This window comes from uncultured Streptomyces sp. (assembly GCF_947488945.1).
GTDB lineage: Bacteria > Actinomycetota > Actinomycetes > Streptomycetales > Streptomycetaceae > Streptomyces.
Genome location: NZ_CANLBS010000010.1, coordinates 102,451 through 129,050 on the forward strand (window position 1 = coordinate 102,451; position 26,600 = coordinate 129,050).

The following is a 26,600-nucleotide window of genomic DNA, read 5'->3' on the forward strand; positions in this document are numbered from 1 at the left end:
CGGAAAGCGGGCGACGCATGCCGGGACCGACACGACAGCCCCGCCGACCCGGCCGCCGGGGCGGCAGCGGGGCGACGGACCGGATGGTGCGGACGCTGCTGCGGCGTCGTAAGAAGGCGCTGGCCGCCGGGGACGTGATGGTCACCGATCCGCCGAAGGTGCGGCGCGCGGTGACGGCGGCGGCGCTGGGCAACACCATGGAGTGGTTCGACTTCGGCGTCTACGCCTATCTGGCGGGCACCCTCGGCAAGGTGTTCTTCCCGTCGAGTTCGCCGGGAGCGCAGGTGGTGTCGACGTTCGCGACGTTCGCCGCCGCGTTCCTGGTGCGCCCGCTCGGCGGGCTGGTGTTCGGTCCGCTGGGCGACCGGGTGGGGCGTCAGAAAGTGCTGGCGCTCACCATGATCATGATGGCGGCGAGCACCTTCGCCGTCGGTTTCCTGCCGTCGTACGCCGCGGTCGGCTTCGCCGCTCCATTGCTGCTGCTGGTCTGCCGGCTGGTGCAGGGCTTCTCGACCGGCGGGGAGTACGCGGGCGCCACGACGTACATCGCGGAGTACGCCCCGGACAAGCGGCGTGGTTTCCTGGGCAGTTGGCTGGACTTCGGGACCTTCGTCGGATATTCGCTGGGTTCCGGCCTGGTGACCGTGCTGACGGCGGTGCTGGGCACGGACGGGATGACCGACTGGGGGTGGCGTATCCCGTTCTACGTGGCGGGGCCGCTCGGTCTGATCGGTCTGTACATGCGGCTGAAACTGGAGGAGACGCCCGCCTTCCAGCGCGAGGAGGAGGTACGGGCGGAGGCCCGGTCCTCGGCCGGCCCGGTCGAGGAGGCGCGGCAGTCCGGCGGCGGCCGGCTCAAGGAGATCTTCACCGGGCACTGGCAGGCGGTGCTCATCTGCATGGGCCTGGTGCTGCTCTACAACGTCACGAACTACATGGTGACCTCCTACCTGCCGACGTACATGTCCGAGACGCTGGGCGAACCGGACATCAGCGCGCAGCTTCTGGTGCTGGGCACGATGCTGCTCGTGGTGCTGACCATCACCACGGTCGGCAGGTCCTCGGACCGGTGGGGCCGGCGTCCCGTCTTCATGGCCGGGAGCGTGGCGCTCATCGTCTTCGCGATCCCCGCCTTCCTGCTGATCCGCGAGGGCGGGATCCTGCTGCCGGCGATCGGCTGCGCGGTGCTGGGACTGCTGCTGGTCTGCTTCGCGGGTACGTCCGCCTCGACGCTCCCGGCGCTCTTCCCGACCCGCATCCGCTACGGCGCGCTGTCGATCGCGTTCAACATCTCCGTGTCACTGTTCGGCGGCACCACCCCGCTGGTCACCTCCGCCCTGGTGGAAGCGACCGACGACGAGATGATCCCGGCGTACTACCTCATGGTGGCGGGCGTCGTCGGGCTCGTCTCGACCTTCTTCCTGCACGAGACGGCGGGCAAGCCCCTGCGGGGCTCCGGGCCCATGGTCGAGACCGCGGAGCAGGCCCGTGTCCTCGTCGCCCGCAGCAGGACGCGGGCCGGGCGGCAGGCGCGCGACGTGTGGATCCGGATGCGGCATCCGTGGGGCGGAGACCGGCGCAAGGAGTGAGCGGGTACGCCCGCGCGCCCCCGGTGCCGCGCGGGCCCCGGGGAGGGGAGGCCCGGACCGCCGACGATACAGTTGCATGATGCAGCGATCGGTCGGCGGGGACCTCCCCCCGCACATGACCGGCGCTGCCGGAACGAGGAGAAGAGGCGTCGGATGCTCCGCAACGGAATCGAGCCGTGGCACCTGCTGATCGTGGCGGTCGTGGTCGTCGTGATGTTCGGGTCCAAGAAGCTGCCGGACACCGCGCGTGCGCTGGGCCAGTCGCTGCGCGTCCTGAAGAGCGAGGCGCGTGCCATGAAGGCCGACGGCGAAGCCACCCCCGCCGCCGCGGCCCGGCAGGCCGACGCCGCGCCGCCCGCCCCCGCGCCGGCCGCGGCGGAGACCCGGTAGGGGAACGCCCGCCGCGAGGCGGTGCGCTCCCGCAACGCGTACGCGTGCCCGGCCCCGGCTGCCGCCCCGCGCGGCCCTTCGTCAGGCCGCGGATCGTCAGGCCGCGGACCGCTCCACCGGGATCCACAGCTCGGCGTCGGCCCGCTTCCCGTCGGCGTCCAGCCGCACGCTCAGGATCTCGGGTCCGGGCCTGGTGGCGTAGGGGTTCGACGGGAACCACTCGGTGAACACGTCCCGCCACAGGTACTGGAGCGCCTGCGGGAAGGGGCCGGAGTACTCGAACACGGCCCAGGCGCCGGGCGGCACGTCCAGGGCGTCCATGTCCTCGGGCACCTCGGCGCCCGTCACCGCCCCGTGGTAGTAGTCGAGTTCGGTTCCCTCGGCCCGGCTCGGGTCGAGCTGGTCGCTCACCGCGACGATGCCCGCCGGTTCCTGGTCGGCCAGGGCGGCGATGCGTCGCAGCGTGTCCTTGCCGATACCGCGGATGAAGTCGCCGATCGCGGGGTTCGCGCCCTCGTGGACGAGCGGTACCCGCGCCTTCCTGCCGACCACCCGGAAGGCTCCCTTGTCCACGATCCGGTAGCGCATGCTGCTGTTCCCTTCGACGACGAGGCGGAAGGACATCCGTTGCTGGGAGTGCAGGGCCGCACCCGTCCGCCGGGCCTCGCCGGGGCCCACGCCGTGCATGGCGCGGAACGCCCGTGCGAACGCCTCGCCCGAGCTGTAGCCGTAGCGCGTCGCGATGTCGAGCAGCGTCCGCTCGCCGGCGAGCACCTCGGCGCCCGCGAGGGTCAGCCGTCTGCGCCGGACGTACTCCGACAGCGGAAGACCCGCCAGTGCAGAGAACATCCGGCGGAAGTGGTACTCCGACGTCGTCGCGAGGCGCGCGAGCGCGGGCACGTCGATCGGTCGGTCGAGGTGCGACTCGATGTGCTCCATGGCCTGGTTCAGCCCGTCCAGCATCCCGGACTCCTTCCCTTACGGACCTCACGGTAGAAAGGACCCGGCCCGCCGGACCCGACATCCTGTGCCCGATGCGGTGGGGTGGGGACGGGTCGTGCGGCGGTCAGCGGGCGCGGCGGATGCGGATCGGGCCCCGGGCGGTGCGGGGGTCGACGGCACGGCCGCCCTGCGTGATCTCCACCTCGCCGCCGGCCACGAGCCGGCGGGCGGCCTCGCGGGCCGGCTCCATGAGGTGCCGCCAGCCGTCGTCGTCCCCGTCGTACGCCGCGCGCGCGGCGTCGGAGGGGCAGATCGTCGCGGTCGGGGCGCGGGCGTCCAGCAGTTCGAGGATGGTGCGTTCCAGCCGTCGGCCGGTCCGCCGTCCGGTGTCCGTCATGCCACCAGTCTCACACCGGTGCCCGTCGGGCGGGTGACGCGGCGCGGGCCGGGCGGGCGCGGCGGGTTTCCGTACCCTGGGGGCATGCGTATGCGCCCCACCCTGAGCTGGACCCCGCCCGCGGACCTGCCGCCGGGCACCACCGACCCGGAGCCGGTCGCCGAAGCACTGGCCGTGGGCGGGGTGCTGGTGCTGAGCGGGGCGGGCATCTCCACGGAGTCGGGCATCCCCGACTACCGGGGCGACGGCGGCAGCCTGAGCCGGCACACCCCGATGACGTACCAGGACTTCACGACGAGCGCGCGGGCCCGGCGGCGTTACTGGGCGCGCAGCCACCTCGGGTGGCGCACCTTCGGCCGGGCCCGGCCGAACGCGGGGCACCGGGCGGTGGCCGCGTTCGGACGGCACGGGCTGCTGTCGGGGGTGATCACGCAGAACGTCGACGGGCTGCACCAGGCCGCCGGCAGTCAGGGCGTGGTGGAGTTGCACGGGAGCCTCGACCGGGTCGTCTGTTTGACCTGCGGCACGTTCAGCGCGCGCCGGGAACTGGCCGGGCGGCTGGAGGAGGCCAATCCGGGGTTCTCGCCGGTGGCCGCCGGGATCAATCCGGACGGCGACGCGGACCTCACCGACGAGCAGGTCGGGGACTTCCACGTGGTGCCCTGCACGGTCTGTGGCGGCGTCCTCAAGCCGGACGTGGTCTTCTTCGGCGAGTCGGTGCCGCCGGCGCGGGTCGAGGAGTGCCGGGAGCTGGTCCGGGGGGCGGCTTCGGTGCTCGTCCTCGGATCGTCGCTGACGGTGATGTCCGGGTTGCGGTTCGTGCGCCAGGCGGACCAGGCGGGCACTCCGGTGCTGATCGTGAACCGGGACGCGACTCGCGGCGACCGGCACGCCGTCACCCGCGTCGCGCTCCCGCTGGGGAAGACCCTGACCGCGGTGGCGGAACGGCTGGGCGTCGGTCTGGACGGCGGGGCGCCGGCCAAGGGGTGATCCGGTCCCCCTCCCGGCAGATCCCCCGCGGTGCCGTGACCCGGTCCCGGACGGCCGGAGCGGGCCGTCCGGGACCGGTGGGGGCTATGTCCGGGCACGGGCTCCCCCCGGCACGGGCAGGAAGCCCGTGCGGTGGAAGTACGTGAGGTAGCGGGTGAGGGTGTCGTCGGTCAGTGGCGGCAGGCGCACGCCCAGCGCTTCGACGGCCGCGGCCGTCCTGCTGGAGTCGAAGGCCCGGTGGTGTGCGGGTCCCTGGGCGGCCGGCGACGCGTCGCCGAGGAACAGCTGGGCGGCGTTGTCCCGCTGCGCCGCGACGAGGGTCCGCCAGTGGTCGGCCGGGACGGTGCGCAGGTCGTGGCCCAGCCGCGCGGCCACCTCGAACACGCGGTCCAGGCCCGGCGCCTCGGGGTGGGTGAAGTGGTACGTCTCCGATCCGGCCGGGCGGGACGTGAAGAGCGCCACGACCGCCCTGGAGACGTGGTTCACGGGGACCCAGTCCGTCGACCCGTGCGGGAGGTCCGGGACGGCGCCGGCCTGGAGGCAGCCCTTGACGAGCTGCCACAGCAGGTCGCGGTCCTGGCAGGCTCCGGTGGTGGTGTCCCCGCTGATGCGTCCGGGGCGGTGGACGGTGACCGGCAGGCCTCGTTCGCGGGCCAGGGACACGAGCCCTTCGGCGACCCACTTGCTGCGGGCGTACCCGTCGGGCAGGTCGGGCGCCGGTCCGGTCGGGGTCTGCTCGGTGACGGGCCCGGCACCGGGACCGGAGACGGGGGCGTAGACGCTGGTGGTCGAGACGTAGTGCATGCCGGGGGAAGCCGATTCGGCGAGCAGGCGCAGGAGCTCTTCGGTGCCGGCCACGTTGGGGGCGCGCAACTCCGCGTATCCGGCCGCGAAGTTGACGCGTGCGCCGTTGTGCAGGACGGGGCCGAGGCGCCGGACCAGGGCAGCCCGGTCCTCGGGGGACAGGCCGAGGCCGGGAGCGGCGAGGTCGCCGGGGACGGGCCGGACCAGGTCGGCGTACCGGGGGTGCCACAGGCCGTAGCGTTCCAGGTTGGCGCGCAGCCGGTCGGCCGCGCTCCGGGCGTCCCCGGCCCGGACGAGGCAGTCGACGGGGCCGCCGGTGGCCTCGATGAGGTCGCGCAGCAGGAAGGCGCCGAGGAAGCCCGACGCCCCGGTGAGGAAGGGTCGGGGGGCGGGTCGGGCGGGCCTCCGGGCGGGCTCCGGCACCGTGTGGTGCCGGCGGGAGATCTCGGGTGCCAGTCTGACCTCGGCGGCGAGATCGGGTCCGGCGGCGTCCGGAAGGGGCTCCTGCCCCGGCGTGCCGCGCAGGAGGCGGTCGACGCCCTGGACCGTCGGCGCGGCGAACAGGGCGCGCAGCGAGGGGCGCCGGCCGCACCGCTCGCCGATGCGGCGGGCCAGGGTCACGGCGAGCAGCGAGTGGCCGCCGAGGGCGAAGAAGTCGTCGGTGACGCCCACCTCCGGGACGCCGAGGGTCTGGGCGAACACCTCGCACAGCGTCCGCTCCCGGGCGGTGCGCGGTGCGACGCCGCCGGACGGCGCGGGCCGGCCGGGTGCGGGCAGGGCGCGGCGGTCGGTCTTGCCGTTGGGCGTGAGGGGCAGGGCGCCCAGGCGTACGAGGACGGCGGGGACCATGTGGGCGGGCAGGGCGGCGGCGAGCCGGGCCCGCACCTCGGTGTCGTCCGGGGCGGTCGCGCCTTCCGCGGGAACGAGGTAGGCGACCAGGCGGCGGTCGCCGGGCCGGTCCTCGCGGACGACGGCGCACGCGGCGGCGATGCCCGGCAGGGCGGTGAGCAGGGCCTCGATCTCGCCCGGTTCGATCCGGAAGCCGCGCAGTTTGACCTGGTCGTCGACGCGCGAGACGTAGACGAGTTCGCCGTCCGGGGTCCACCGGGCCAGGTCGCCGGTGCGGTACATGCGGCCGCCGGCACGGTCGGAGGGGTCGGCCACGAAGCGGGAGGCGGTCAGCCCGGGGCGGCCGTGGTAGCCGCGGGCGACGCCCTCGCCGGACACGTACAGCTCGCCGACGACTCCGGGCGGGACGGGGGCGAGCCGGTCGTCCAGGACCTGGACGCGGGTGCCGTCGACGGGGACGCCGATGGGCACGGTGCGCTCCGGGGCCAGGGGCCCGGCGGCGTGCTGGAAGGCGCTCATGGTGGCGCAGACCGTCGTCTCGGTGGGGCCGTAGGCGTTGACGACGTCGCGGTCGCGCGCCCAGTCGCGGACCAGGGCCGGGGTGCACGCCTCACCGGCGAGGACGATCGTGGTCCCGGCGGGGAGCGACTCGGGCGGCATCACGGCGAGGACGGCGGGCGGCAGCGTGAGGTGGGTGACGCCCCGCTCGCGCACCAGGGCGGCGAGGGTGGGGCCGGGCATGAGGGCGTCGCGCCCGTCGATCTCCAGGCAGGCGCCCGAGAGCACCCCCATGCACAGCTCCCAGAACGCGGCGTCGAAGCTGACCGAGGCCATGTGCAGGACACGGCTTCCCGGTCCGGCGCTCAGGCGGCCGCTCTGGGTCCCTGCCATGGCGGCGACGCCCCGGTGGGTGACCACGACGCCCTTGGGGCGGCCGGTGGAGCCCGAGGTGTAGATGACGTACGCCGGATGCTCCGGAAGGACGGCCGCCGCGGGTCCGGGCGAGAACGCGTCTGCGGGGACGTCCAGGTGGAGGTGGGGCACGTCGGTCCCGGGGAGGCGGCGGTGGACGTCGGACGTGGTCAGCAGGAGACGCGGCCGGGCGTCCTCGATCATGTACGACAACCGCTCCGCCGGGTAGTCGGGGTCGAGCGGTACGTAGGCCGCGCCGGCCGCGAGGACGCCGAGGAGGGCGACGACGAGTTCGTGGGTGCGGGGCAGCGCCACGGCGATCCGGTCCTCGGGGCCCGCCCCCAGCGCGGTGAGCCGGCGGGCGAGGGCGTCGGCGCGCCGGGCGAGTTCCGCGTAGCTGAGGGTGGTGGTCGCGTCGCGGACCGCCGGGGCGTCCGGCGTCCGCCGGACCCGTTGCGCGAGGAGGGCCGGGACGGTCGCCGCGGCCTGTTCCGGAGCCGGGCCGGTCCCCCACGCGCGGATACGGGTGTGTTCGGCGGCGGTGAGCACGTCGTGGCCGTGCAGCGGGCGGTCCGGGTCGGCGCAGACGGCGGCGAGCAGCAGGACGAGCCTGCCCGCGAGGTCGCGGACGGTCCCGGCGTCGAAGAGTTCCGTCGCGTAGTCGACCGAGGCGGTCATGCCGTCGGGCGCGCCGGTGGTGTCGAAGGTCTCGGTGAAGGTGAACGAGAGGTCGAACTTGGCCACGCGGGGGTCGACCGGGAGGCCGGTGGCAGTGAGGCCGGGGAGGTCGAGGGCGGTGGCGGGTGTGTGGTTCTGGAGCACCAGCATGGTCTGGAAGAGCGGATGGTGGTTCTGCGAGCGGGCGGGGTTGAGGAGTTCCACCAGGTGCTCGAAGGGGACGTCCTGGTGGGCGTAGGCGGAGAGGTCGAAGTCCTTCACCCTGCCGAGGAGTTCGCTGAAGGTGGGATCACCCGACAGGTCGGTGCGCAGGACGAGGGTGTTCACGAAGAGACCGACCAGGTCGGAGGCGGCCTCGTCGGTCCGGCCGGCGACCGCGGTGCCCAGGGGGATGTCGTCGCCGGCCCCGTGCCGTTGCAGCACGACCGCCAGCGCGGCCTGGAGGACCATGAAGACGCTGCTCCCGGTGGCGCGGGCGAGGCCCGCGACGCCGCGGGCGGTGGTGCGGTCCAGGGCGAAGTCGTGGGTGGCGCCGGTGTGCCGGGGCACGGCGGGGCGCGGGCGGTCCCACGGCAGGTCGATCACCTCCGGGAGGCCTTGCAACGCTGTTCGCCAGTGGGCGAGTTGGCGCGTCAGGAGACTGTCGGGGTCGCGGTCGTCGCCGAGCAGGCGGTGCTGCCAGAGCGTGTGGTCGGCGTAGTCGACGGGGAGGGGGGCCCAGGTGGGTGCCCGGCCCTCGGCACGGGCGCGGTAGGCGGTGGCGAGGTCCCGGCCGAGGGGCGCCAGTGACGAGCCGTCCGCGGCGATGTGGTGGATCACCAGGACCAGGACGTGGGTGTGCGGGGCCGTGCGCAGCAGGGTCGCCCGGAGCGGGATGCGCTGTTCGACGTCGATCGGCTCCGTGGCGGCGGCGGTGATCCGGTCGGCCAGCTTGTCCTCGTCGACGGTTTCGAGGACGAAGGGGAGGCGGACGTCGTCGGTCGCCGTGACGTGCTGGCACGGACCGCCGTCGGTCTCGGGGAACACGGTGCGCAGCGCGGCGTGCCGGTCGACGACGTCCCGCACGGCCCGGCGCAGCGCGTCCGTGTCGAGTGCGCCGTCCAGGCGTACGGCGAAGGGGATGTGGTAGGTGGCGGAGGGGCCTTCCAGCCGGTGCAGGAACCACAGGCGCCGCTGGGCGTGCGACAGCGGCAGCGCGGAGGGCCGCTCCTGCGGGACGAGTGCGGGGCGCACGGGCCGGGCGGCGCCCTCCAGGACGGCGGCGAGCGAGGCGACCGTCGGGTGGTCGAAGAGGGTGCGGATGTCGGTCTCGGTGCCGAGCGCGGCGCGGACGCGGCCGGCGAGGCGGGTGGCGAGCAGGGAGTGGCCGCCGAGGGCGAAGAAGTTGTCGTCGACGCCGACCCGGGCCACGCCGAGGACGTCGGCGAACAGCCCGGCGAGGATCTCCTCGCGGCCGTCGCGCGGCGGCCTGCCTCCGGTGGGCCGGGGGCCGGCGGGTGCGGGCAGGGCGGCCCGGTCGACTTTGCCGTTGGGCGTCAGCGGCAGCGCGTCGAGCGTCTGGACGAGGCTCGGCACCATGGGGGCGGGCAGCCGGCGTCCGACGTGGGCGGTCAGCCGGGCGGGGTCCGGGGTGTGGCCGGGTGCGGGGACGACGTAGGCGGTGAGGGTGCGGTCGCCGGGCAGGTCCTCCCTGACCAGGACGCAGGCGGCGCGCACGGAGGGGTCGGTGAGGAGCACCGCCTCGATCTCGGCGGGCTCGATGCGGTGGCCGCGCAGTTTGATCTGCTGGTCGGCCCGTGCGACGTAGTGCAGGGATCCGTCGGCGTCCCGGCGGACCAGGTCGCCGGTGCGGTACATGCGCGTCCCGTCCCCCGCGAAGGGGTCGGCGACGAAGCGGCTCGCGGTGAGGCCGGGACGGCCCAGGTAGCCGCGTGCGACACCGGGCCCGGCGACGTACAGCTCGCCCTCGGCGCCGGCGGGCGCCGGGCGCAGCGCCGTGTCCAGGACGTACACGCGCACGCCGTCGAGCGGCTCCCCCAGCGGTGCCACGCCGCCGGGGGCGTCGGGCCGCACGTGGTGGGCGGTGGCGAAGGTGGTGGTCTCGGTGGGCCCGTAGACGTTCAGGAACCGGGTGCCGGGGTGGGCGGCGGCGAGGCGCTGGAGGACGTCGGGAGCGGCCGCCTCGCCGCCGGAGGCGACCAGGCGCAGCAGTCCGAGGGCGTCGGGGTCGGTCTCGGCGACGGCGTTGAACAGGCCGGTCGTCAGGAACGCCGCCGTCACTCCGTGGCGGGCGACGGCGTCGCGGAGCACGGCGGGCTGCAGGGCGCCCTCGGGGGCGACGACGACGCGGCCGCCGTTGCACAGGGGCGCCCAGATCTCGAAGGTGGAGGCGTCGAAGGCGTACGCGGAGTGCATCAGCACGGTGTCGGCCGCCCCGTCGCCCCACCGGTGGTCGGCGGCGAGGGCGGCGACGTCGGCGTGGGTGACGCCGACCGCCTTGGGCAGACCGGTGGAGCCGGAGGTGAACATGATGTACGCGAGACGGTCTTGGCCCGTGACGGCGGGCAGCGGTCCGACGGGGAGCGGGGTCTCCTCGCGGGGCCGGCCCCCGGTGTCGACGGTCACCACGGACGTGCCGGGCCCGAGGGCGCGCACCCAGGGGTGCGTCCGGGTGGTCGCGTCGACGATCAGCACCCGGAGGGCGGCCGCTTCGGCGACCCGGTCGAGGCGCTCGGCGGGCCAGCTCGGATCGAGGGGCACGTAGGCCGCACCCGCCCGCAGGGCCGCCAGGGGGGCGGTGACCTGGGCCGCCGAACGGCCCAGCAGGATGCCGATTCCGTCCTCGGCTCCCGCGCCCGCACCGACCAGCGTCCCGGCCAGAGCGTCCGACGCCGCGCACAGTTGCCGGTACGTCAGCACCTGCGCCGGTCCGGCGACGGCCACCGCGTCGGGGTGGCGTGCCGCCCGCCGGGCGACGGTCTCCGGGAGGCTGGTGCCGTGCGGAGCCGGTCCGGCGCCGCGCCCCAGGGCGAGAAGGGTGTCCTGTTCCCCCTCCAGGAGCACGGGAACGGTGTCCGCCGGACGCTCCAGGTCCTCGGCCATCGCCGTGAGCAGCCCGCGCAGTCGGGCGGCCGTGCCGGCCGTGGTGCCGCGGTCGAAGACGGAGGCCCGGTAGCCGAAGGTGATCTTCAGGGTGTCGCCGGGGGCGACGGTGAGGGTGAGGGGGTAGTGGGCCGCGTCCGTGCCGCTGAATCCGGTGACGGCGAGTCCGGGCAGCCCTTGCTGGGCGGTGCGCAGGGCCTCGGCGTCCATCGGGTAGTTCTCGAACACGGTGAGGGTGTCGAAGAGTTCGTCCAGGCCGGTGGTGGCGCGTATCTCGGTCAGGCCGACGTGCTGGCTGCCGAGGAGCCGGCCCTGTTCCTCCTGGAGCCGGGTCAGGAGTGCCGCCACGCTCTCGCCGGGCTCCGGGCGCAGCCGTACCGGGACGGTGTTGATGAACAGGCCGACCATCGTCTCGATGCCGGGAATCTCCGGCGGCCGGCCGGACACGGTGGTTCCGAACACGACGTCCCGGCGTCCGGTGAGAGCGGCCAGCAGCAGCCCCCAGGCGCCCTGCACCACCGTGTTGAGGGTGATGCGGTGGGCGCGGGCCGTCGCGCGCAGGCGGCCGGTCGTGGCCGCGTCCAGTTCGAGGACGAGGGTGTCCGGCAGTTCGCCTGCCCCGGGTGCCGCTCCGTCGGCGGCGCGGCCGGCCAGCAGGGTCGGCCCTTCGATCCCCGCCAGTGCGGTGCGCCAGGCGGACAGGGCGGCGGGGCGGTCCTGCTGGGCCAGCCACCCGAGATAGGTGCGGTACGGGGTGACGCGCGGCAGGGTGCCGTCGTCGCCCCCTCGGGCGTACAGCTCGAAGAGTTCGCGTACGAGCAGGGGCATCGACCAGCCGTCGAGGAGCAGGTGATGGCTCGTCATGACGAGCGTGGCGCGCCGCGGCGCGGTGCGCAGCAGGGTGAACCTCATCAGCGGCGGGGTGGTGAGGTCGAAGCGCCGGACCCGGTCGGCGGCGAGGAACGCGGTGAGGCGCTGCCCGGTCGTGGCGTCGCCGTCCGCGCGGGTCAGGTCGCGCTCCTCCAGCGGCGTGGGCACCTCGGCGGCCACCGCCTGCACGGGTTCGTCCAGGTCCTCGTGGAGGAACCCGGCCCGCAGGTTCGCGTGCCGCCCCAGCAGGGCGGCGACGGCGGCCCGCAGCGCGGGGACGTCGACGTGCCCTTCGAGGTCGAAGGCGAACTGCGCGGTGTAGACGTCCACCGCCTCGGAGTCGTACAGCGCGTGGAACAGCATCCCCGCCTGGAGCGGTGTCAGCGGCAGTACGTCTTCCAGTCGGAACCCGGTCACTTGCGTCCACCCCACTTGTTCTGCAGTCGGTCGAGCTGGGCCTGGTCGAGCTGGACCAGGGGGAGGTCGGAGGGCGTCCAGCCACCCGCCCCGTGGTTCCCGGCGTGTTCGGCGAGCACCCGCAGGGCGCGGGTGAACGCCTCGGACAGCGCCTCCACGTCCTCGTGGCCGAGGAGGTCGGGGGGCCAGGTCCACCGGGTGACCAGGTGCGGTCCGTCCGGCAGTTCCTCGGTGTGGGCGTTGACGTCGATCACGTGGTGCACGGGCATCCGCGGGTCCTGGCCGCTCGGCCCTCCGGCGTCGAGCACGACGTCCCAGTCGGCGCCCGCGCCCCCGCGGGCCTCGCGCGATCCGGTGAAACGGCCGAGGTAGTTGAAGCCGATCTGGGGGTCGGGGGCCTGCGAGAGCCGGTGGCGCGCCGCCGGGTTGAGGTGGCGCAGCAGGCCGTGGCCGATGCCGTGGTCGGGGACGGTCCGCAGTTGTTCCTTGACCCGTTTGAGTGCGCTTTCGACGAGTGCGGCGTCGAAGCGTCCGGGGTCGCGGGCGTCGAGGGGGCCGGCGTCCAGTCGCACGGGGTAGAGGCTGGTGAACCAGCCGACCGTGCGGGACAGGTCGACGTGGGCGGCGATCTGCTCGCGGCCGTGGCCCTCCAGGTCGAGCAGGACGGCGGTGTCCCCGGCCCGGCCGGCCCGTTCCGCGCGCCAGGAGGAGACCGCCAGCGCGAAGCCGGTGAGCAGGACGTCGTCCACCCCCGCGTGGAAGGCGGCGGGGACGGTGGTCAGCAGGGGTTTCGTCCAGTCTGCGGGGAGCCGGGTGGTCAGGGTGCGCGTCCGTCCGGCGATGTCCAGGGCGGGATCGAGCGGACGGTGTCCGAGCTGCGGGTCGGGGGTGGCCGAGACGCTCTCCCACCGCGGCAGCTCCGCCTCGCGGGCGGGGGTGCGGGCCTCCGCGGCCAGGAGCCGTGACCAGCGGCGGTAGGAGGTGCCGACGGCCGGCAGGGTGGCCGTCGGGTCGACGGTGACGGCCCGCCAGGCGATGGCGAGGTCCGCGGCGAGGATGCGCCAGGAGACCGAGTCGACGGCGAGGTGGTGGACGACCAGGAGCAGTCGTCCCCGTTCGTCCGGTCCGGCGTCGCACCAGACTGCTTCGACGACGCGTCCGTCCGCGGGGGCGAGCCGTCGGCGGGCCTCGTCGCCCGCGGAGGTGACGGCCGCCCGCAGGGCGGTGGCGGCCAGGCCCCGGACGTCGAGGCGGGTGAGGCGGGTGGCGGCGTCCACGGCGCCGGGCGGGAGCACTTCCAACTGCGCCTGTCCTTCGGGCGACCGGAGGGTTCGCAGGCGCAGGGTGTCGTGGTGGTCGAGGACCAGTTGGAGGGCGGCGGCCAGAGACCCGGTGTCCGCGCCGGCCGGGGTACGCAGCACGGCGGACTGGTTGTAACCGTCCGAAGGGCCCGGTCCCTCCAGGAACCGGGCGGCTATCGGGGTCGGTTCCATGACCCCGGTGTTCTCCCCGTCCGGCTCCTCGGCGACGGGTACGGGCCCGGTGGCGGCGGCGGCGACGGCTTCGGGCGTGCGGTGCGTGAAGACGTCTCTCGGGGTGACCCCGAGGCCGGCTTCGCGGAGGCGGCTCACGAGCTGGATGGAGAGGATGCTGTCGCCGCCGAGGGCGAAGAAGTCGTCGTCGGTGCGGACGTCGGCGACGCCCAGGACGGCGGCGAACACCTCGCACACGACTTCTTCCCGCGCGTTGCGGGGCCGTCCGCCGGGGCCGCCGGCCTCCGGGCGTCCGGGGGCCGGCAGCGCGGCCCGGTCGGTCTTGCCGTTGGGCAGTACCGGCAGGCCGTCGAGTTCCACGAACACGGCGGGGACCATGTACGGCGGCAGCGAGGCGGTGAGCCGGGCGCGCAGCGCGGCGGTGTCGGGGACCGCGGTGCCCGCGCGCCGGTCGGGGACGGTGTAGGCGACCAGCCGGCGTTCGCCCGGCCGGTCCTCGCGGACGAGGACGCAGGCGGCGGCGACGCCGTCGAGTGCGGTGAGCGCGGCCTCCACCTCGCCCGGTTCGATGCGGAAACCGTGCAGCTTGACCTGGTCGTCCGCGCGGGAGACGTAGGTGAGCAGCCCGCGGGCGCCGCGCCGGACGAGGTCCCCGGTGCGGTACATACGGCTTCCGGCGGGGCCGTACGGGTCGGCGACGAACCGGGCCGCGGTGAGCCCCGGCCGGCCGAGGTAGCCGCGTGCCAGTCCGTCGCCCGCGACGTAGAGCTCTCCGGTGACGCCGGGCGGGACGGGCAGCAGGCCGCGGTCGAGGACGTAGGCACGGGTGTTGTCGACCGGGGTGCCGATGGGCACCGTCCCCTCCCCCGCCGGGGCCCCCTTGGCGGGGCGCCGGTGGTGGTGGGCGGTGGCGTCGATGGTGGTCTCGGTCGGGCCGTAGAGGTTGTGCACCTCGACCCGCCAGGCCGTGCGGGTCCGCTCCGCCAGGGACGTCGTCAGCGGCTCGCCGCCGCACAGGACGGCCCGCAGGGTGGCGGGCGGCCGGTGTCCGTCTGCCTCGTCGAGGACGACCCGCAGGTGCGAGGGGACGAACTGGGCGACGGTCACGCCGACCCGCCGCATGTGCGCGAGCAGTCCGGCGGGGTCGTGGTTGAGGGCGGGCGGCACGGGGCAGGTGGCGCCGCCGTGCAGGAGGGGCAGCCAGGTCTCCCAGACCGAGGCGTCGAAGCTGGGCGAGGTGCGGGCGAGCACCCGGTCGTCCCCCGTGAGGGTGAGGTGGCCGGCCATCCACGCCATGTGGTTGGTCAGGGAGGCGTGGGTGACGACGACTCCCTTGGGGCGGCCGGTGGAGCCGGAGGTGTAGATGACGTACGCGGCGTCGCGCGGGTCGGGGCCGGGCGCCGGCGGCCCCGCGCGTCCGGTGGACCAGCGGGCCCGGTCGTCGAGGGAGAGACGGGGCACGGACCCGGCCACGCGTGCGGCGCGTTCCGCGCCGTGGGTGAGGAGCAGCGCCGGACGCGCGTCGGCGAGCATGTGGGCGACGCGGGCCTCGGGGTAGTCCAGGTCGAGGGGCAGGCAGGCGGCCCCGGCCTTGGCGACCGCCAGCATCGCGACGCTCTGGTCGGCGGTCCCCTCCAGGGCGACGGCGACGAGGTCGCCGCGGCCGATGCCCCGGTCGCGCAGGTGGTGGGCCAGGTCGTCCGACAGCAGGTCGAGCGCGCCGAAGGTGAGGAGGCGTTCGCCGTCGGACACCGCGGTCGCCTCGGGGGTGCGGGCGCACTGCGCGCGGAAGGCGTCGGGAGCGGTGGGGCGGGGCACGGGGGTGACCGGGCCGCGTGCCAGTCGGTCCAGGCGCCGCGCCTCGCCGGTTTCCATCACCTGCGTGGCGTGGACGCGCTGGGCGGGGTCGGCGGCGAAGGCGGACAGCAGCCGGGTCAGCCGGGCCGTCAGCGCGTGCGCCGTGGGGTCCGCGAAGAGTTCGGTGGAGTACTCCAGGGTCGCGTCGAGTCCCGCGGGCCGGGCTCCGTCGTCCTGCCTCTCGGTGAAGGTGAAGGTGAGGTCGAACTTGCTGATGCCGGTACGGACGGGCTGTTCGGCGACGGCGAGGCCCGGCAGTTCGATCGTGGCCTCCTCCTGGTTCTGCAGGACGAGCATGGTCTGGAAGAGCGGATGGTGGTTCTGGGCCCGTGCGGGGCTGAGGGAGTCCACCAGCCTTTCGAACGGCACGTCCTGGTGGGCGTAGGCCGCCAGGTCGAACTCCCGCACCCGGTCGAGCACGTCGGCGAAGGTGGGATCACCGGTGAGGTCGGTGCGCAGGACGAGGGTGTTGACGAAGAAGCCGACCAGGTCGTCGAGGGCCTCGTCGGTGCGGCCGGCGACGGCGGTCCCGAGCGGGATGTCGTCGCCCGCGCCGTGCCGGGAGAGCAGCACCGAGACGGCCGCCTGGAGCACCATGAACAGGCTGCATCCGCGGGCGCGGGCGAGGCCGGTGAGGGCCCGGTGGGTCTCCGCGTCGACGGTGAAGGGGACCGCGTCGCCGCGGTGGAGCATGACGGCGGGCCGGGGCCGGTCGTACGGCAGGTCGAGCAGTTCGGGTGATCCTGCCAACGCGTCCCTCCAGTGGTCGAGTTGGCGGGCCGCACGGCTCGTCGGGTCGCTTTCGTCCCCCAGCAGCGCGCGCTGCCACAGGGTGTAGTCGGCGTACTGGACGTCCGGCTCCCGCCAGGAGGGCTCCTCGCCCGCGACGCGTGCCCGGTAGGCCTCGGCCAGGTCGCGGGCGAGCGGTGCCAGGGACCAGCCGTCGCCGGCGATGTGGTGGACGACCAGCACGAGGACGTGGGCCCGTGCCCCGAGCCGTACCAGCCGGGCGCGGACGGGGAGTTCGACGCCGATGTCGAAGGGGTGCGCGACCTGGGCGGTCAGCACGTCGTCCAGGCGGTCCGGATAGGTGTCGAGCGGGGTCAGGTCGAGGTCCGCGGCGGAGGCGTCGAGGACGACCTGCCGCGCGACGCCGCCGGTGTCGGGGAAGACGGTGCGCAGGCTCTCGTGCCGGTGGACGACGTCCACCAGGGCGTGTTCCAGGGCGTCCACGTCCAGGAAACCGTCCAGGCGCAGCACGAGCGGCACGTTGTAGGTGGCGCTGGGGCCCTCGAACCGGTTGAGGAACCACAGGCGTTGCTGCGCGTAGGAGAGCGGCAGCGGGTCGGGTCGGACCGGGGTGCGCTCCAGCGGGGTCCTGGCCCCTTCCGCCGTGTCCAGTGCGGCGGCGAGGGCCGCCGGGGTGGGGTGCTCGAAGACCGTCCTGACCTGGACCTCCACGGCGAGCGCGGTCCGGATGCGGGCCGCCAGCCGGGTGGCGAGCAGGGAGTGGCCGCCGCGGGCGAAGAAGTCGTCGTCGACTCCGGCGGCCTCCAGGCCGAGTACGCCGGCGAAGAGCCCGCAGAGGATCTCCTCGCGGGCGGTGCGCGGTGCGCGTCCCCGGCCCGGTGCGTGCCGGGCGGGGTCCGGCAGGGCGGCGCGGTCGACCTTGCCGTTGACGGTCAGGGGCAGCGCGTCGAGCAGCACGAACGCGGAGGGCACCAGATAGGCGGGCAGGGTCCGGCCGAGGGCACGGGCGAGCCCGGCGGCGTCGGGGCGGGCGCCGGCGGCGGGCACCACGTATGCCACCAGCCGCCGGTCGTCCGGGGCGTCCTCGGTGACGACGGCGAAGGAGTCGGCCACGTCCTCGCAGGAGGCGAGAGCGGCCTCGATCTCGCCGAGTTCGACGCGGTAGCCGCGCAGCTTCACCTGGCCGTCCGCGCGGGCGACGTAGGCGATATGGCCGTCGCCGGTCCAGCGGACCAGGTCGCCGGTGCGGTACATGCGCCCGCCCGCCGGGCCGAAGGGGTCGGCGACGAACCGCGCGGCCGTCAGGCCCGGCAGCCCGGTGTACCCGCGGGCCACGCCGCGTCCGGCGAGGTACAACTCGCCCACGACCCCGGGCGGGACCTGCTCCAGGGAACCGTCGAGGACGTACAGGCGCATGCCGTCCAGCGGGCGGCCGATGGGCGGCGGTCCGGACGGCAGCCCGGCCGTCACGGGGTGGCGGGTGGCGAAGGTGGTGGTCTCGGTCGGTCCGTACACGTGCAGGACGCGCGTCCCGTACGCGGTGTCCGCCACGCGCTGCATCGCGTCCGGGGAGGCGAGTTCCCCGCCCGCGCAGACCAGGCGCAGACCCGTGAAGGCGCGGGGGTCCGTCTCGGCGATCACGTTGAAGAGGGCCGTCGTGAGGAAGACCGCGGTGACGCCGTGGTCACGGACGGACCGGTCCAGGGTGTGGGCCTCCAGCACGCCGTCCGGCGCGACGACGATCCGGCCGCCGTTCAGGAGCGGGACCCAGATCTCGAACGTCGAGGCGTCGAAGACGTACGCGCTGTGCATCAGCACCGCGTCGGCGGCGCCGTCCCGCCACGCCGTGTCGGAGGCGAGCGCCGTGACGTCGGCGTGGGTGACGCCGACGCCCTTGGGCAGACCGGTGGAGCCGGAGGTGAACATGACGTAGGCGAGGGCGTCGGCGCCCGGCACCCGCGCCGGAACGCCGGGTGCGGCGGGGGCGCCGCGCACGATCCGGCCGAGCCGGTCGACGACCACGACCGGGGTCCGGCCGGCCGCGGCGGCCACCCGGGGGTCGGTCAGGGCGTCTTCGTCCACGACGAGGACGCACACGGACGCCGCCGCGACGACCTGCGCGAGGCGCTCCTCGGGCCAGCGCGTGTCCAGCGGGACGTAGGCGGCGGCCGCGCGGACGGCGCCGAGCGTCGCCGTCACCACGGCCGGGGATCTGCCGATCAGCACACCGACCCCGCGTTCGGCCCCGGCGCCGTGGCCCGCCAGTGCGGCGGCGAGGTCCGCGGACAGCCGGTCGAGTTCGGCGTACGTGAGCACGGTGGCGTCCTCGACGACGGCCGTGGCGTGCGGGGTGCGACGGGCCCGGTCGGCGAAGAGGGCGGGCAGGGTGGTGGCGGCGGAGGCAGCGGGAAGTTCACGTCCGGTGCCCCAGCGGGTGACGTGGACGTGCTCGTCGGGCGTCATGAGGTCGTAGCGCGAGAGGGGACGGGTGGAGTCGGCGGCCACCAGTTCCAGAAGACGGACCAGACGGGCCGCGAGGGTCTCGACGGTCGTCCGGTCGAAGAGGGCGGTGGCGTACTCGACGCCCGCGGCGAGCCCGCCGCCGCCCGGCTCCTCGGTGAAGGCGAAGGTGAGGTCGAACTTGCTCAGGCCGTTGTGGACGAGCCGGTCCTCGACGGTGAGGCCGGGCAGGTCGGGGCGGGCGGTCTCCTGGTTCTGGAGGACCAGCATGGTCTGGAACAGCGGGTGGTGGTCGCGGGCCCGCACCGGGTTGACGCTCTCCACCAGACGCTCGAAGGGCACGTCCTGGTGCGCGTAGGCGGCCAGGTCGAATCCCCGCACGCGCCCGAGCAGTTCGGCGAAGGTGGGGTTGCCGGAGAGGTCCGTGCGCAGCACGAGGGTGTTGACGAAGAGGCCGACCAGGTCTTCCAGGGCCTCGTCGGTCCGGCCGGCCACCGGGGTGCCGAGCGGGATGTCGTCGCCGGCGCCGTGCCGGTGCAGCAGGGTGGCGACCGCCGCCTGGACCACCATGAAGAGGCTGCTTCCCGACTCCCTCGCCAGGCGCAGCAGCCGGGCGTGCAGGGCGGGCGGCACCTCGAAGGCGTGGACGGCGCCGTGCGGGTCGACGGTGGCCGGGCGCGGCCGGTCCAGCGGCAGATCGATCAGTCCGGGCAGGCCGGCGAGTGCGGTGTGCCAGTGGTCGAGCTGCTGCCGCAGCACGCCGTGCGGGGTGTCGCCGGGGCCCTCTCCCCGCGCGTCGCCGCCGTCGTCTTCACCGAGGACGGTGTGCTGCCAGAGGGTGTAGTCGGCGTACTGGAGCGGCGTGCCGGCGCCCGTCGGGCGGAACTCCCGGCCCGCCAGCCGGGCCCGGTAGGCGTCGCCGAGGTGGCGGGCGAGCGGGGCGAGGGACCATCCGTCGGCCGCGATGTGGTGGAGGACGAGGACGAGCACGTGGCGGTCGGGCGCGGGGCGCAACAGCAGGGCGCGCAGGGGAGGTTCGGCCGTCACGTCGAAGGGTTCGTGCACGGCGGCCAGGACGGCCGCCTCCAGGTCTCCGGGCGGCGTGGGCACCACGGGCAGGTCGGGCGCGGCGAGGCCGGCGGGGAGCACCGACTGCCGCGGCACACCGTCCTGTTCGGGGAACACCGTGCGCAGTGCCTCGTGTCGTGCCACGACGTCGCCCAGCGCGGCGCGCAGCGCGTCCGCGTCCAGCGCGCCGCCGAGTTCGAGGACGAGCGGGATGTGGTAGGCGGAGCCGGGCCCTTCGAGCCGGTCGAGGAACCACAGGCGTCGCTGGGCGAAGGACAGCGGCAGCGGATCGGGCCGCGTCCGCACGGGCACCACCGGCGGACGGGACCGGCCGGGGGCGTCGAGGACCCGGGCGAGCGCGGTCACGGTCGGGTGCTCGAAGAGGGTGCGTACCGCCGTCTCCACGCCGAGGACGGCGCGGATGCGGCTGACGACGCGCATCGCGAGCAGCGAGTGGCCTCCGAGGTCGAAGAAGCTCTCGTGAGGACCCACGAAGGGGCGGTCGAGCACGTCGGCGAAGATCCCGGCGAGCAGGTCCTCGGCGAGGGTGCGCGGCCCGGTGCCGACCGGAGCGTCGGCGCCCGGTCCTGGCTCCGGCAGGGCCCGCCGGTCCACCTTGCCGTTGGGCAGCAGCGGGAGCGCGTCCAGGACGACGACGGCACCGGGCACCATGAAGTGCGGGAGTGTCTCGGCGAGGGCGTCGCGCAGGGCCTCGGGGCGGGGGGCGGGGTCGCCTGCCGCCGCGTAGGCCACCAGGCGCGGACGGCCGGGGACGTCCTCGCGGATCACGGCACAGGCGGCCGTGACCCCGGCGATGGCCGCGAGCGCCGCCTCCACCTCGCCCAGCTCGATGCGGAAGCCGCGGAGTTTGACCTGGTCGTCGGCGCGAGCCACGTAGTCGAGCAGCCCGTCCGCCCTCCAGCGTACGAGGTCACCGGTCCGGTACATGCGGGTGCCGGGCGCGTCGAACGGGTCGGCGACGAACCGCGCGGCCGTCAGGCTCCCGCGCTCCAGGTAGCCGAGGGCCAGGTTGGGTCCGGACAGGTAGAGCTCGCCTGTGACGCCGGGCGGCACGGGCCGCAGCCGCCCGTCGAGGACGTAGGCGCGCATGGTGTCGACGGGACGGCCGACCGGCACGGAGTCGGGCTGCGGGCCGGTGTCGGGTCCGTCCGGCCGGGCGGGTCCGGTGACCCGGTGGGCGGTCGCGTCGATGGTCGTCTCGGTGGGTCCGTAGAGGTTGTGCACCTCGGCCCCCCACCGGCGGGCGACGTCGTCGGCGAGCGGGCGCGACAGCGGTTCGCCGCCGCACAGGACGGCGCGCAGGTCCGGGAGGGGCGCGGCGTCGGCGGCTTCGGCCAGTACGAGCGTCAGGTGCGAGGGGACGAACTGGGCGACGGTGACGCCGAAGCGGTGCATCCAGGAGACGAGTGCCCGGGGCTCCCGGTTGGCTCCCTGGGGCAGGACGCAGACCTCGGCGCCGTTCATGAGCGGCAGGAGGAGTTCCCACAGCGAGGCGTCGAAGCTGGTGGAGGTCCGGGCGAGGACCCGGTCCCGCGGGGACAGGTCCAGATACCGGCCCATCCAGGCCATGTGGTTGGCGAGGCCCAGGTGCGCGACCACCACGCCCTTGGGGCGGCCCGTGGAGCCGGAGGTGTAGATGACGCAGGCGGGGTCCACGGGGCGGGGCGGGTCCAGGGGCACGACCGGGCCGGTGGGGCGGACCGCCGCGGGGTCGTCGAGGGCGATGCGCGGCAGCTCGCCGGCGGGAAGCTCCGCGCCCGCGGCGGCGGTGGTGAGCAGCAGCACCGGGCGGGCGTCGTCGAGCATGTGCCGGACGCGGGCCGCCGGGTACCCGGGGTCGACGGGCACGCAGGCGGCGCCGGAGCGCAGCACGGCCAGCAGGGCGACGACGGTGTGCACGGACGGAGGAGCGGCGACGGCCACCCGCGTTCCGGGGCCCGCCCCGCGCTCGCGCAGGACGTGGGCGAGCGCCTCGGAGCGGGCGGCCAGTTCGGCGTAGCTGAGGCTGGTGCGGGCGTCGCGCACGGCGATCGCCCGGGGGGTGCGCGCGGCCTGTTCCACGATCGCCTCGGGGGCGGTCCGGCCGGGCAGCGGCGCCCGGGCGCCGCGTCCCGTGTCGAGCAGGCGGTCCCGCTCACCGGGGGCGAGCGGGTCGAGGTCGCCGACGGGCAGGTCGGGGTGGGTGACGGCCTGGGTGAGGATGCGGGCGAAACGGGTGCTCAGCGCATGGGCGGTGGCGGCGTCGAACAGGTCGGTGGCGTACTCCAGGTACCCGCCGATGCCGGCGGGTCCCGTCGGGGACGCGGGCGCGGCGGTCAGCGCGTCCGGGCCGGTCAGGTCGGTCAGCTCGGTCAGCTCGGTCAGCTCGGTCAGCTCGGTCAGCTCGGTCAGCTCGGTCAGCTCGGTCAGCGAGAACGTCAGGTCGAACTTGCTGATGCCGGTGTGGCGGGAGCGGTCGTGGACGGTGATGCCGGGCAGGTCGAGCGCCGCCCGGTCCTGGTTCTGGAGGACCAGCATCGTCTGGAACAGCGGGTGGTGGTCGCCGGAGCGCTCGGGATTGAGCGCCTCCACCAGCCGCTCGAAGGGGAGGTCGCCGTTGCCGAAGGCGGCGACGTCGAACTCCTTCACCCGGTGCAGCAGTTCCCGGAAGGTCGGGTCACCGGACACGTCCGTGCGCAGCACGAGCGTGTTGACGAAGAACCCGACCAGATCGTCCAGGCCCTCGTCGGTGCGGCCGGCCACCGCGGTCCCGAGCGGGATGTCGGTGCCCGCGCCGTGGGCGTGCAGTGTCACGGCCAGGGCCGCCTGGAGCACCATGAAGGGGGTGCATCCCGCGGTCCGGGCGAGCCGCGTGAGCGTGCGGTGGACGTCGGCGGGCAGGGCGAAGGGGACGGTGTCGCCCCGGTGGCTCGGTACCGCCGGCCGGGGCCGGTCGTGCCCCGTGTCGAGCAGGTCCGGGGCGCCGCGGAGCGCTTCGCGCCAGAAGGCGAGCTGACGGGCGGCCAGGCTCTCCGGGTCGCCGTCGTCGCCGAGCAGTCGGCGCTGCCACAGGGTGTAGTCGGCGTACTGCACCCGCAGTTCGGGCCAGTCGGGGCGGTCCGAGCCGGTGGTCCGGGCCCGGTAGGCGGCGCCGAGGTCGCGACTGAGCGGGGCGAGGGACCAGCCGTCGGCGACGACGTGGTGGAGGACCACGACAAGGACGTGGCGGGCGTCGCCGAGCCGGAGCAGATGGGCGCGGACCGCAGCTTCGCCGGTCAGGTCGAAGGGAACGGCCGTCAGTCGGCGGATCGTTTCCTCCGCCCAGGCGTCGGCGGTTCCGTCCGACGGGCCGTGCTCGACGACGAGGGGGACGAGCGAGGCCGCGGCCTCGGCGCCGAGCACCTCCTGCCGGGCCACGCCGTCGCGTTCGGCCAGGACGGTCCGCAGACTCTCGTGCCGGACCACGACGTCGGCCAGGGCGCCCCGCAGGGCGTGCGGGTCGAGGGGGCCGTCGAGTCCGAGGACGAAGGGCACGTTGTAGGTGGCAGCGGGTCCCTCGACACGGTTGAGGAACCACAGGCGTTGCTGCGCCGAGGAGAGCGGCAGCACGTCGGGCCGCGGCTGCGGGACGAGGGCGGGCCTGGCCGCTCCCGCGGTGTCGACGACGGCGGCCAGGGCGGCGACGGTGGGGTGGTCGAAGAGGGTGCGCAGGTCGAGTTCGGCCCCGAGGGCGGCGCGGGCCCGTGCGGTGAGCCGGGTGGCGAGCAGGGAGTGGCCACCGAGGGAGAAGAAGTTGTCCTCGACGCCGACGGATTCCAGACCGAGCACGTCGGCGAACAGGCCGGCCAGGACGGCTTCGTGGGCCGTGCGCGGGGCCCGGCCCGAGGGGGCGGCTACCCGCGGCGCGGGCAGGGCGCGGCGGTCGGTCTTGCCGTTGGGGGTGAGGGGCAGCGCGTCGAGGAGGACGAACGTGGAGGGCACCAGGTAGGAGGGCAGCGCGCGTGCGGTGCGGCGGGCGAGGGCGGCCTCGTCCGGCCGGGCGCCGGGGACGGGCACGACGTAGGCGACGAGCCTGCGGTCGCCGGGCACGTCCTCCCGGAGCAGGACGCACGCGGCGCGCACACCGGGATCGGCGAGCAGGGTGTTCTCGATCTCGGCGGGCTCGATGCGGAACCCCCGCAGCTTGATCTGCCCGTCCACGCGCCCGACGTACTCGATGTCCCCGCCCGGGGCCCGGCGCACCAGGTCACCGGTGCGGTACATTCTGCTGCCGCGCGGGCCGTGGGGGTCGGCGACGAACCGGGTCGCGGTCGGTCCGGGGCGGTCCAGGTATCCGCGGGCGACACCGTGGCCCGCCACGTACAGCTCCCCCACCACGCTGTCGGGCACCGGGCCGAGCGAGGCGTCGAGGACGTACAGGCGCATCCCGTCCAGGGGCCGGCCGATGGGCGGCACGCCCGGGGCGGCGGCCGACACGGGATGGCGTGCGGCGAACGTGGTGGTCTCGGTGGGGCCGTAGACGTGCAGGACCCGCGTGTCCGGCGCCGCGGCGGCCACCCGCTGCATCAGTCCCGGCGTGGCGGCCTCGCCGCCCGCGGCGACCAGCCGCAGGGGCGCGAACGCGGCCGGGTCCTCCTCCGCCACCACGTTGAACAGCGCGGTGGTGAGGAAGAGCGCGGTCACTCCGTGACGGCGCACCGTGTCGGCCAGGACACGCGGCTCCAGGACGCCGTCCGGCGCGACGACCACTCGGCCGCCGTTCAGGAGCGGGACCCAGATCTCGTAGGTGGAGGCGTCGAACACGTACGCCGAGTGCAGCAGCACCGCGTCACTGGCGCCGCCCGCCCAGGTGGTGTCGGCGGCCAGGGCGAGGACGTCGCTGTGGGTGACGCCGACGCCCTTGGGCGTGCCGGTGGAGCCGGAGGTGAACATCACGTAGGCGAGGCGGTCGCCGTGCCACGCCGTCGGCAACGGCCCCGGACGCGGCGGGGCACCGCGTCTGACGCCGCCGGAGCCGTCGACGACGATCACCGGGAGGAGCGCGGCGGTCTCCTTCACCCAGGGCCGGTCGGCGGTGGTCTCGTCGACCACCAGGGCGCGGACGCCCGCGACGTCCGCCACCCGGCGCAGGCGCTCGGCGGGCCAGGCCGGGTCCATGGGTACGTAGGCGGCGCCCGCGCCGACCGCTGCCAGCGTGGCGGTAACCGTGGCGGCGCCGCGGCCGACCATCACACCGACACCGTCCTCGGCGGTGACGCCCCAGCCGGTCAACGCCTCGGACAGAGCACGCGCGGTCCGGGCCAGTTCCGCGTAGGAGAGGGTGACGGCGCCGTCGGTCACGGCCGGGGCGTCCGGCGTCCGGCGGGCCTGGCCGGCGAACGCCTCGGGCAGTCCCGTGCCGAGCGTCCCGGCGGGCAGCGCGGCGCCCCGCCCCCGCGCGAGCAGTCCTTCGGCCGTCGCCCGGTCGAGCACCGGCACGTCGCGCAGCGGGGTGCCGCCGTCCGCGGCGGCCAGCGCCGAGAGGAAGGACGCGAGCGCCTGCTGGTGCGCCCGCACGTCGTCGGGGTGGTAGAGGTCCGGGTCGGCGTCGAACCCGATCTGCGGTCCGGTGCCCTCGGACCGTTCGGCGACGAAGAGGGACACGTCGTCGACCGGGCCGATGGACAGCACGCGGGAGCGGGCGGGCGTCCCGGCGAGGTCGAGGTCGTACTCGTAGCCCATGATGTTGACGACGACGTCGGTCAGGCGGGCCGCGCCGTCGGCCATGCTCAGCTCACGGGCCAGTTGTTCGCGGGAGAAGCGGCGGTGGCGCAGGGCGCCGCGCATCTCGGCGGCGACGGCACGGACGAGGGCGTCGATCGTCATGTCGGCCGTGAGGGTGAGGCGTAGGGGAAGGATGTTGGCGGTCATGCCGACGATGTGTCTCAGCCCGCCGTGCCGGCCGTTGGAGGCGAGACCCACGGTGACGTCCGACGTCCCGGTGATCCGTCCGACGTAGGCGGCGACGGCGCCCACCAGCACGGCGGTCCAGCTGGTGCGGCTGCCGGCCGCGAGCCGGCGCAGGTCGTCCATGACGTGCACGGGCAGCGTTTCGCCGGTGTGGAGCCGCAGTTCCGCCGCGACGGCCGGGGCCGCGGCGTCGGTCCGTCTGCGGATGAGCGGCGCGGCGCCCGACCCCCGGTCGCCCGCCGTCGCACGGTCGGCGAACTTGTCGTTCCAGTAGGACCGGTCGGCCTCGTGGCGGTCGGAGGCGCGGTGGGCCGTTTCGTCGGCGACCAGGTCGGCGAGCGGAGCGGCGGGCAGTTCGAGGTGTGCGAGGTCTTCGCCGCGCAGCGCGCGTGCGTAGAGGTCGGCGACGGTGCGGTTGAAGACAGCGCCGCCGAGGCCGTCGACGGCTATGTGGTGGAAACGTGCGTACCAGAGGTGCGAGCGGTCACCGAGCCGCAGCAGCGCGAAGTGGTGGCGCGGTGCGTCGAGCCGGTCGACGGCTGCCATGTCGTCGGCCATGTAGCGTTCGGCGGCGGCGGCGGGGTCGGCCTCACCGGAGAGGTCGACCCGCAGGAGCCGACCGACGGCCCGCCGCGGGCGGGGGGCGACCCGTTGCCGGACCGCGCCGTCCGTGGCGACGAACTCCAGGTTGAGGCTGTCGCACAGGACGGCGGCGCGGTCGAGCGCGGCGGCGAACACGTCCGGGTCGAGGTCGCCCCGAATCTCGAAGCATTCTCCGATGTTGTATTTCGGACTGTCCGGATCGACCGCCTGCCCGTACCAGACGCCCTGCTGCGCGCCGGTCAGGTCGAGGAGCTCTTCGGGAGCAGCGGTAACCGAGGGGAATTCGTTTTCCTGCATGCCAGTGCACACCTTCGAGGAGATTTTCCGGGGACGACGAAGAAGGCAGGCGGAAACCGGCCGCGCGGGCGCGAAGGACGCGTCGGGGGAGGCCCTTCGGGAGCGAATGGCCTTCGTGGCGCCCGAGCGTCCTGCGCCGCCGGGACATCGCCTTCGGTTCCAGCCGCACCAAGGGAGGCGGGG

7 protein-coding genes are annotated in these 26,600 nt (G+C 75.0%); 3 read left to right on the plus strand and 4 right to left on the minus strand.

The annotated features are described in order from the left end of the window. Nucleotides 1-83: 83 nt before the first annotated feature. Both proP and tatA read left to right on the plus strand, forming a co-directional pair. Complete coding sequence (gene proP / locus Q0994_RS17985; RefSeq protein ID WP_299536226.1) at nt 84-1,589, plus strand: glycine betaine/L-proline transporter ProP; 1,506 nt, start codon at nt 84-86, stop codon at nt 1,587-1,589. A gap of 153 nt (nt 1,590-1,742) precedes the next feature. After that, a complete protein-coding gene (gene tatA, locus Q0994_RS17990; RefSeq protein WP_299535900.1) occupies nt 1,743-1,979 on the plus strand; it encodes a Sec-independent protein translocase subunit TatA in 237 nt (78 codons plus the stop codon). 96 nt (nt 1,980-2,075) lie between these two features. Here the strand turns inward: tatA and Q0994_RS17995 are convergent, their stop codons facing one another. Beyond that, nucleotides 2,076-2,942, minus strand: coding sequence for an AraC family transcriptional regulator (locus Q0994_RS17995; RefSeq protein WP_299535903.1), 867 nt, complete (start codon nt 2,940-2,942; stop codon nt 2,076-2,078). A gap of 103 nt (nt 2,943-3,045) precedes the next feature. Then, nucleotides 3,046-3,318, minus strand: coding sequence for a DUF3253 domain-containing protein (locus Q0994_RS18000; protein ID WP_299535905.1), 273 nt, complete (start codon nt 3,316-3,318; stop codon nt 3,046-3,048). Between the two features lie 84 nt (nt 3,319-3,402). Between Q0994_RS18000 and Q0994_RS18005 the strand changes: the two genes are divergently transcribed. After that, on the plus strand, nt 3,403-4,308 hold the full coding sequence (locus tag Q0994_RS18005) for an NAD-dependent protein deacetylase (protein ID WP_299535908.1): 906 nt from the start codon (nt 3,403-3,405) through the stop codon (nt 4,306-4,308). Between the two features lie 84 nt (nt 4,309-4,392). Here Q0994_RS18005 and Q0994_RS18010 read toward each other — a convergent pair whose 3' ends face one another. Further along, entirely contained in the window at nt 4,393-11,940 is a 7,548-nt protein-coding gene (locus Q0994_RS18010; RefSeq protein WP_299535910.1) for a non-ribosomal peptide synthetase, read from the minus strand. After that, nucleotides 11,937-26,417 carry a non-ribosomal peptide synthetase gene (locus Q0994_RS18015; protein ID WP_299535912.1) on the minus strand — a complete coding sequence of 4,827 codons (14,481 nt, stop codon included), beginning with the start codon at nt 26,415-26,417 and terminating at the stop codon, nt 11,937-11,939. The genes Q0994_RS18010 and Q0994_RS18015 overlap by 4 nt, the downstream gene beginning before the upstream one ends. Nucleotides 26,418-26,600 lie beyond the last annotated feature (183 nt).

Coding starts and splice junctions, on each gene's coding strand:
- Q0994_RS18015 (WP_299535912.1), bottom strand. CDS start 26,417: ATGCAGGAAAACGAATTCCCCTCGGTTACCGCTGCTCCCGAAGAGCTC.
- tatA (WP_299535900.1), top strand. CDS start 1,743: ATGCTCCGCAACGGAATCGAGCCGTGGCACCTGCTGATCGTGGCGGTC.
- Q0994_RS17995 (WP_299535903.1), bottom strand. CDS start 2,942: ATGCTGGACGGGCTGAACCAGGCCATGGAGCACATCGAGTCGCACCTC.
- Q0994_RS18000 (WP_299535905.1), bottom strand. CDS start 3,318: ATGACGGACACCGGACGGCGGACCGGCCGACGGCTGGAACGCACCATC.
- proP (WP_299536226.1), top strand. CDS start 84: ATGGTGCGGACGCTGCTGCGGCGTCGTAAGAAGGCGCTGGCCGCCGGG.
- Q0994_RS18005 (WP_299535908.1), top strand. CDS start 3,403: ATGCGTATGCGCCCCACCCTGAGCTGGACCCCGCCCGCGGACCTGCCG.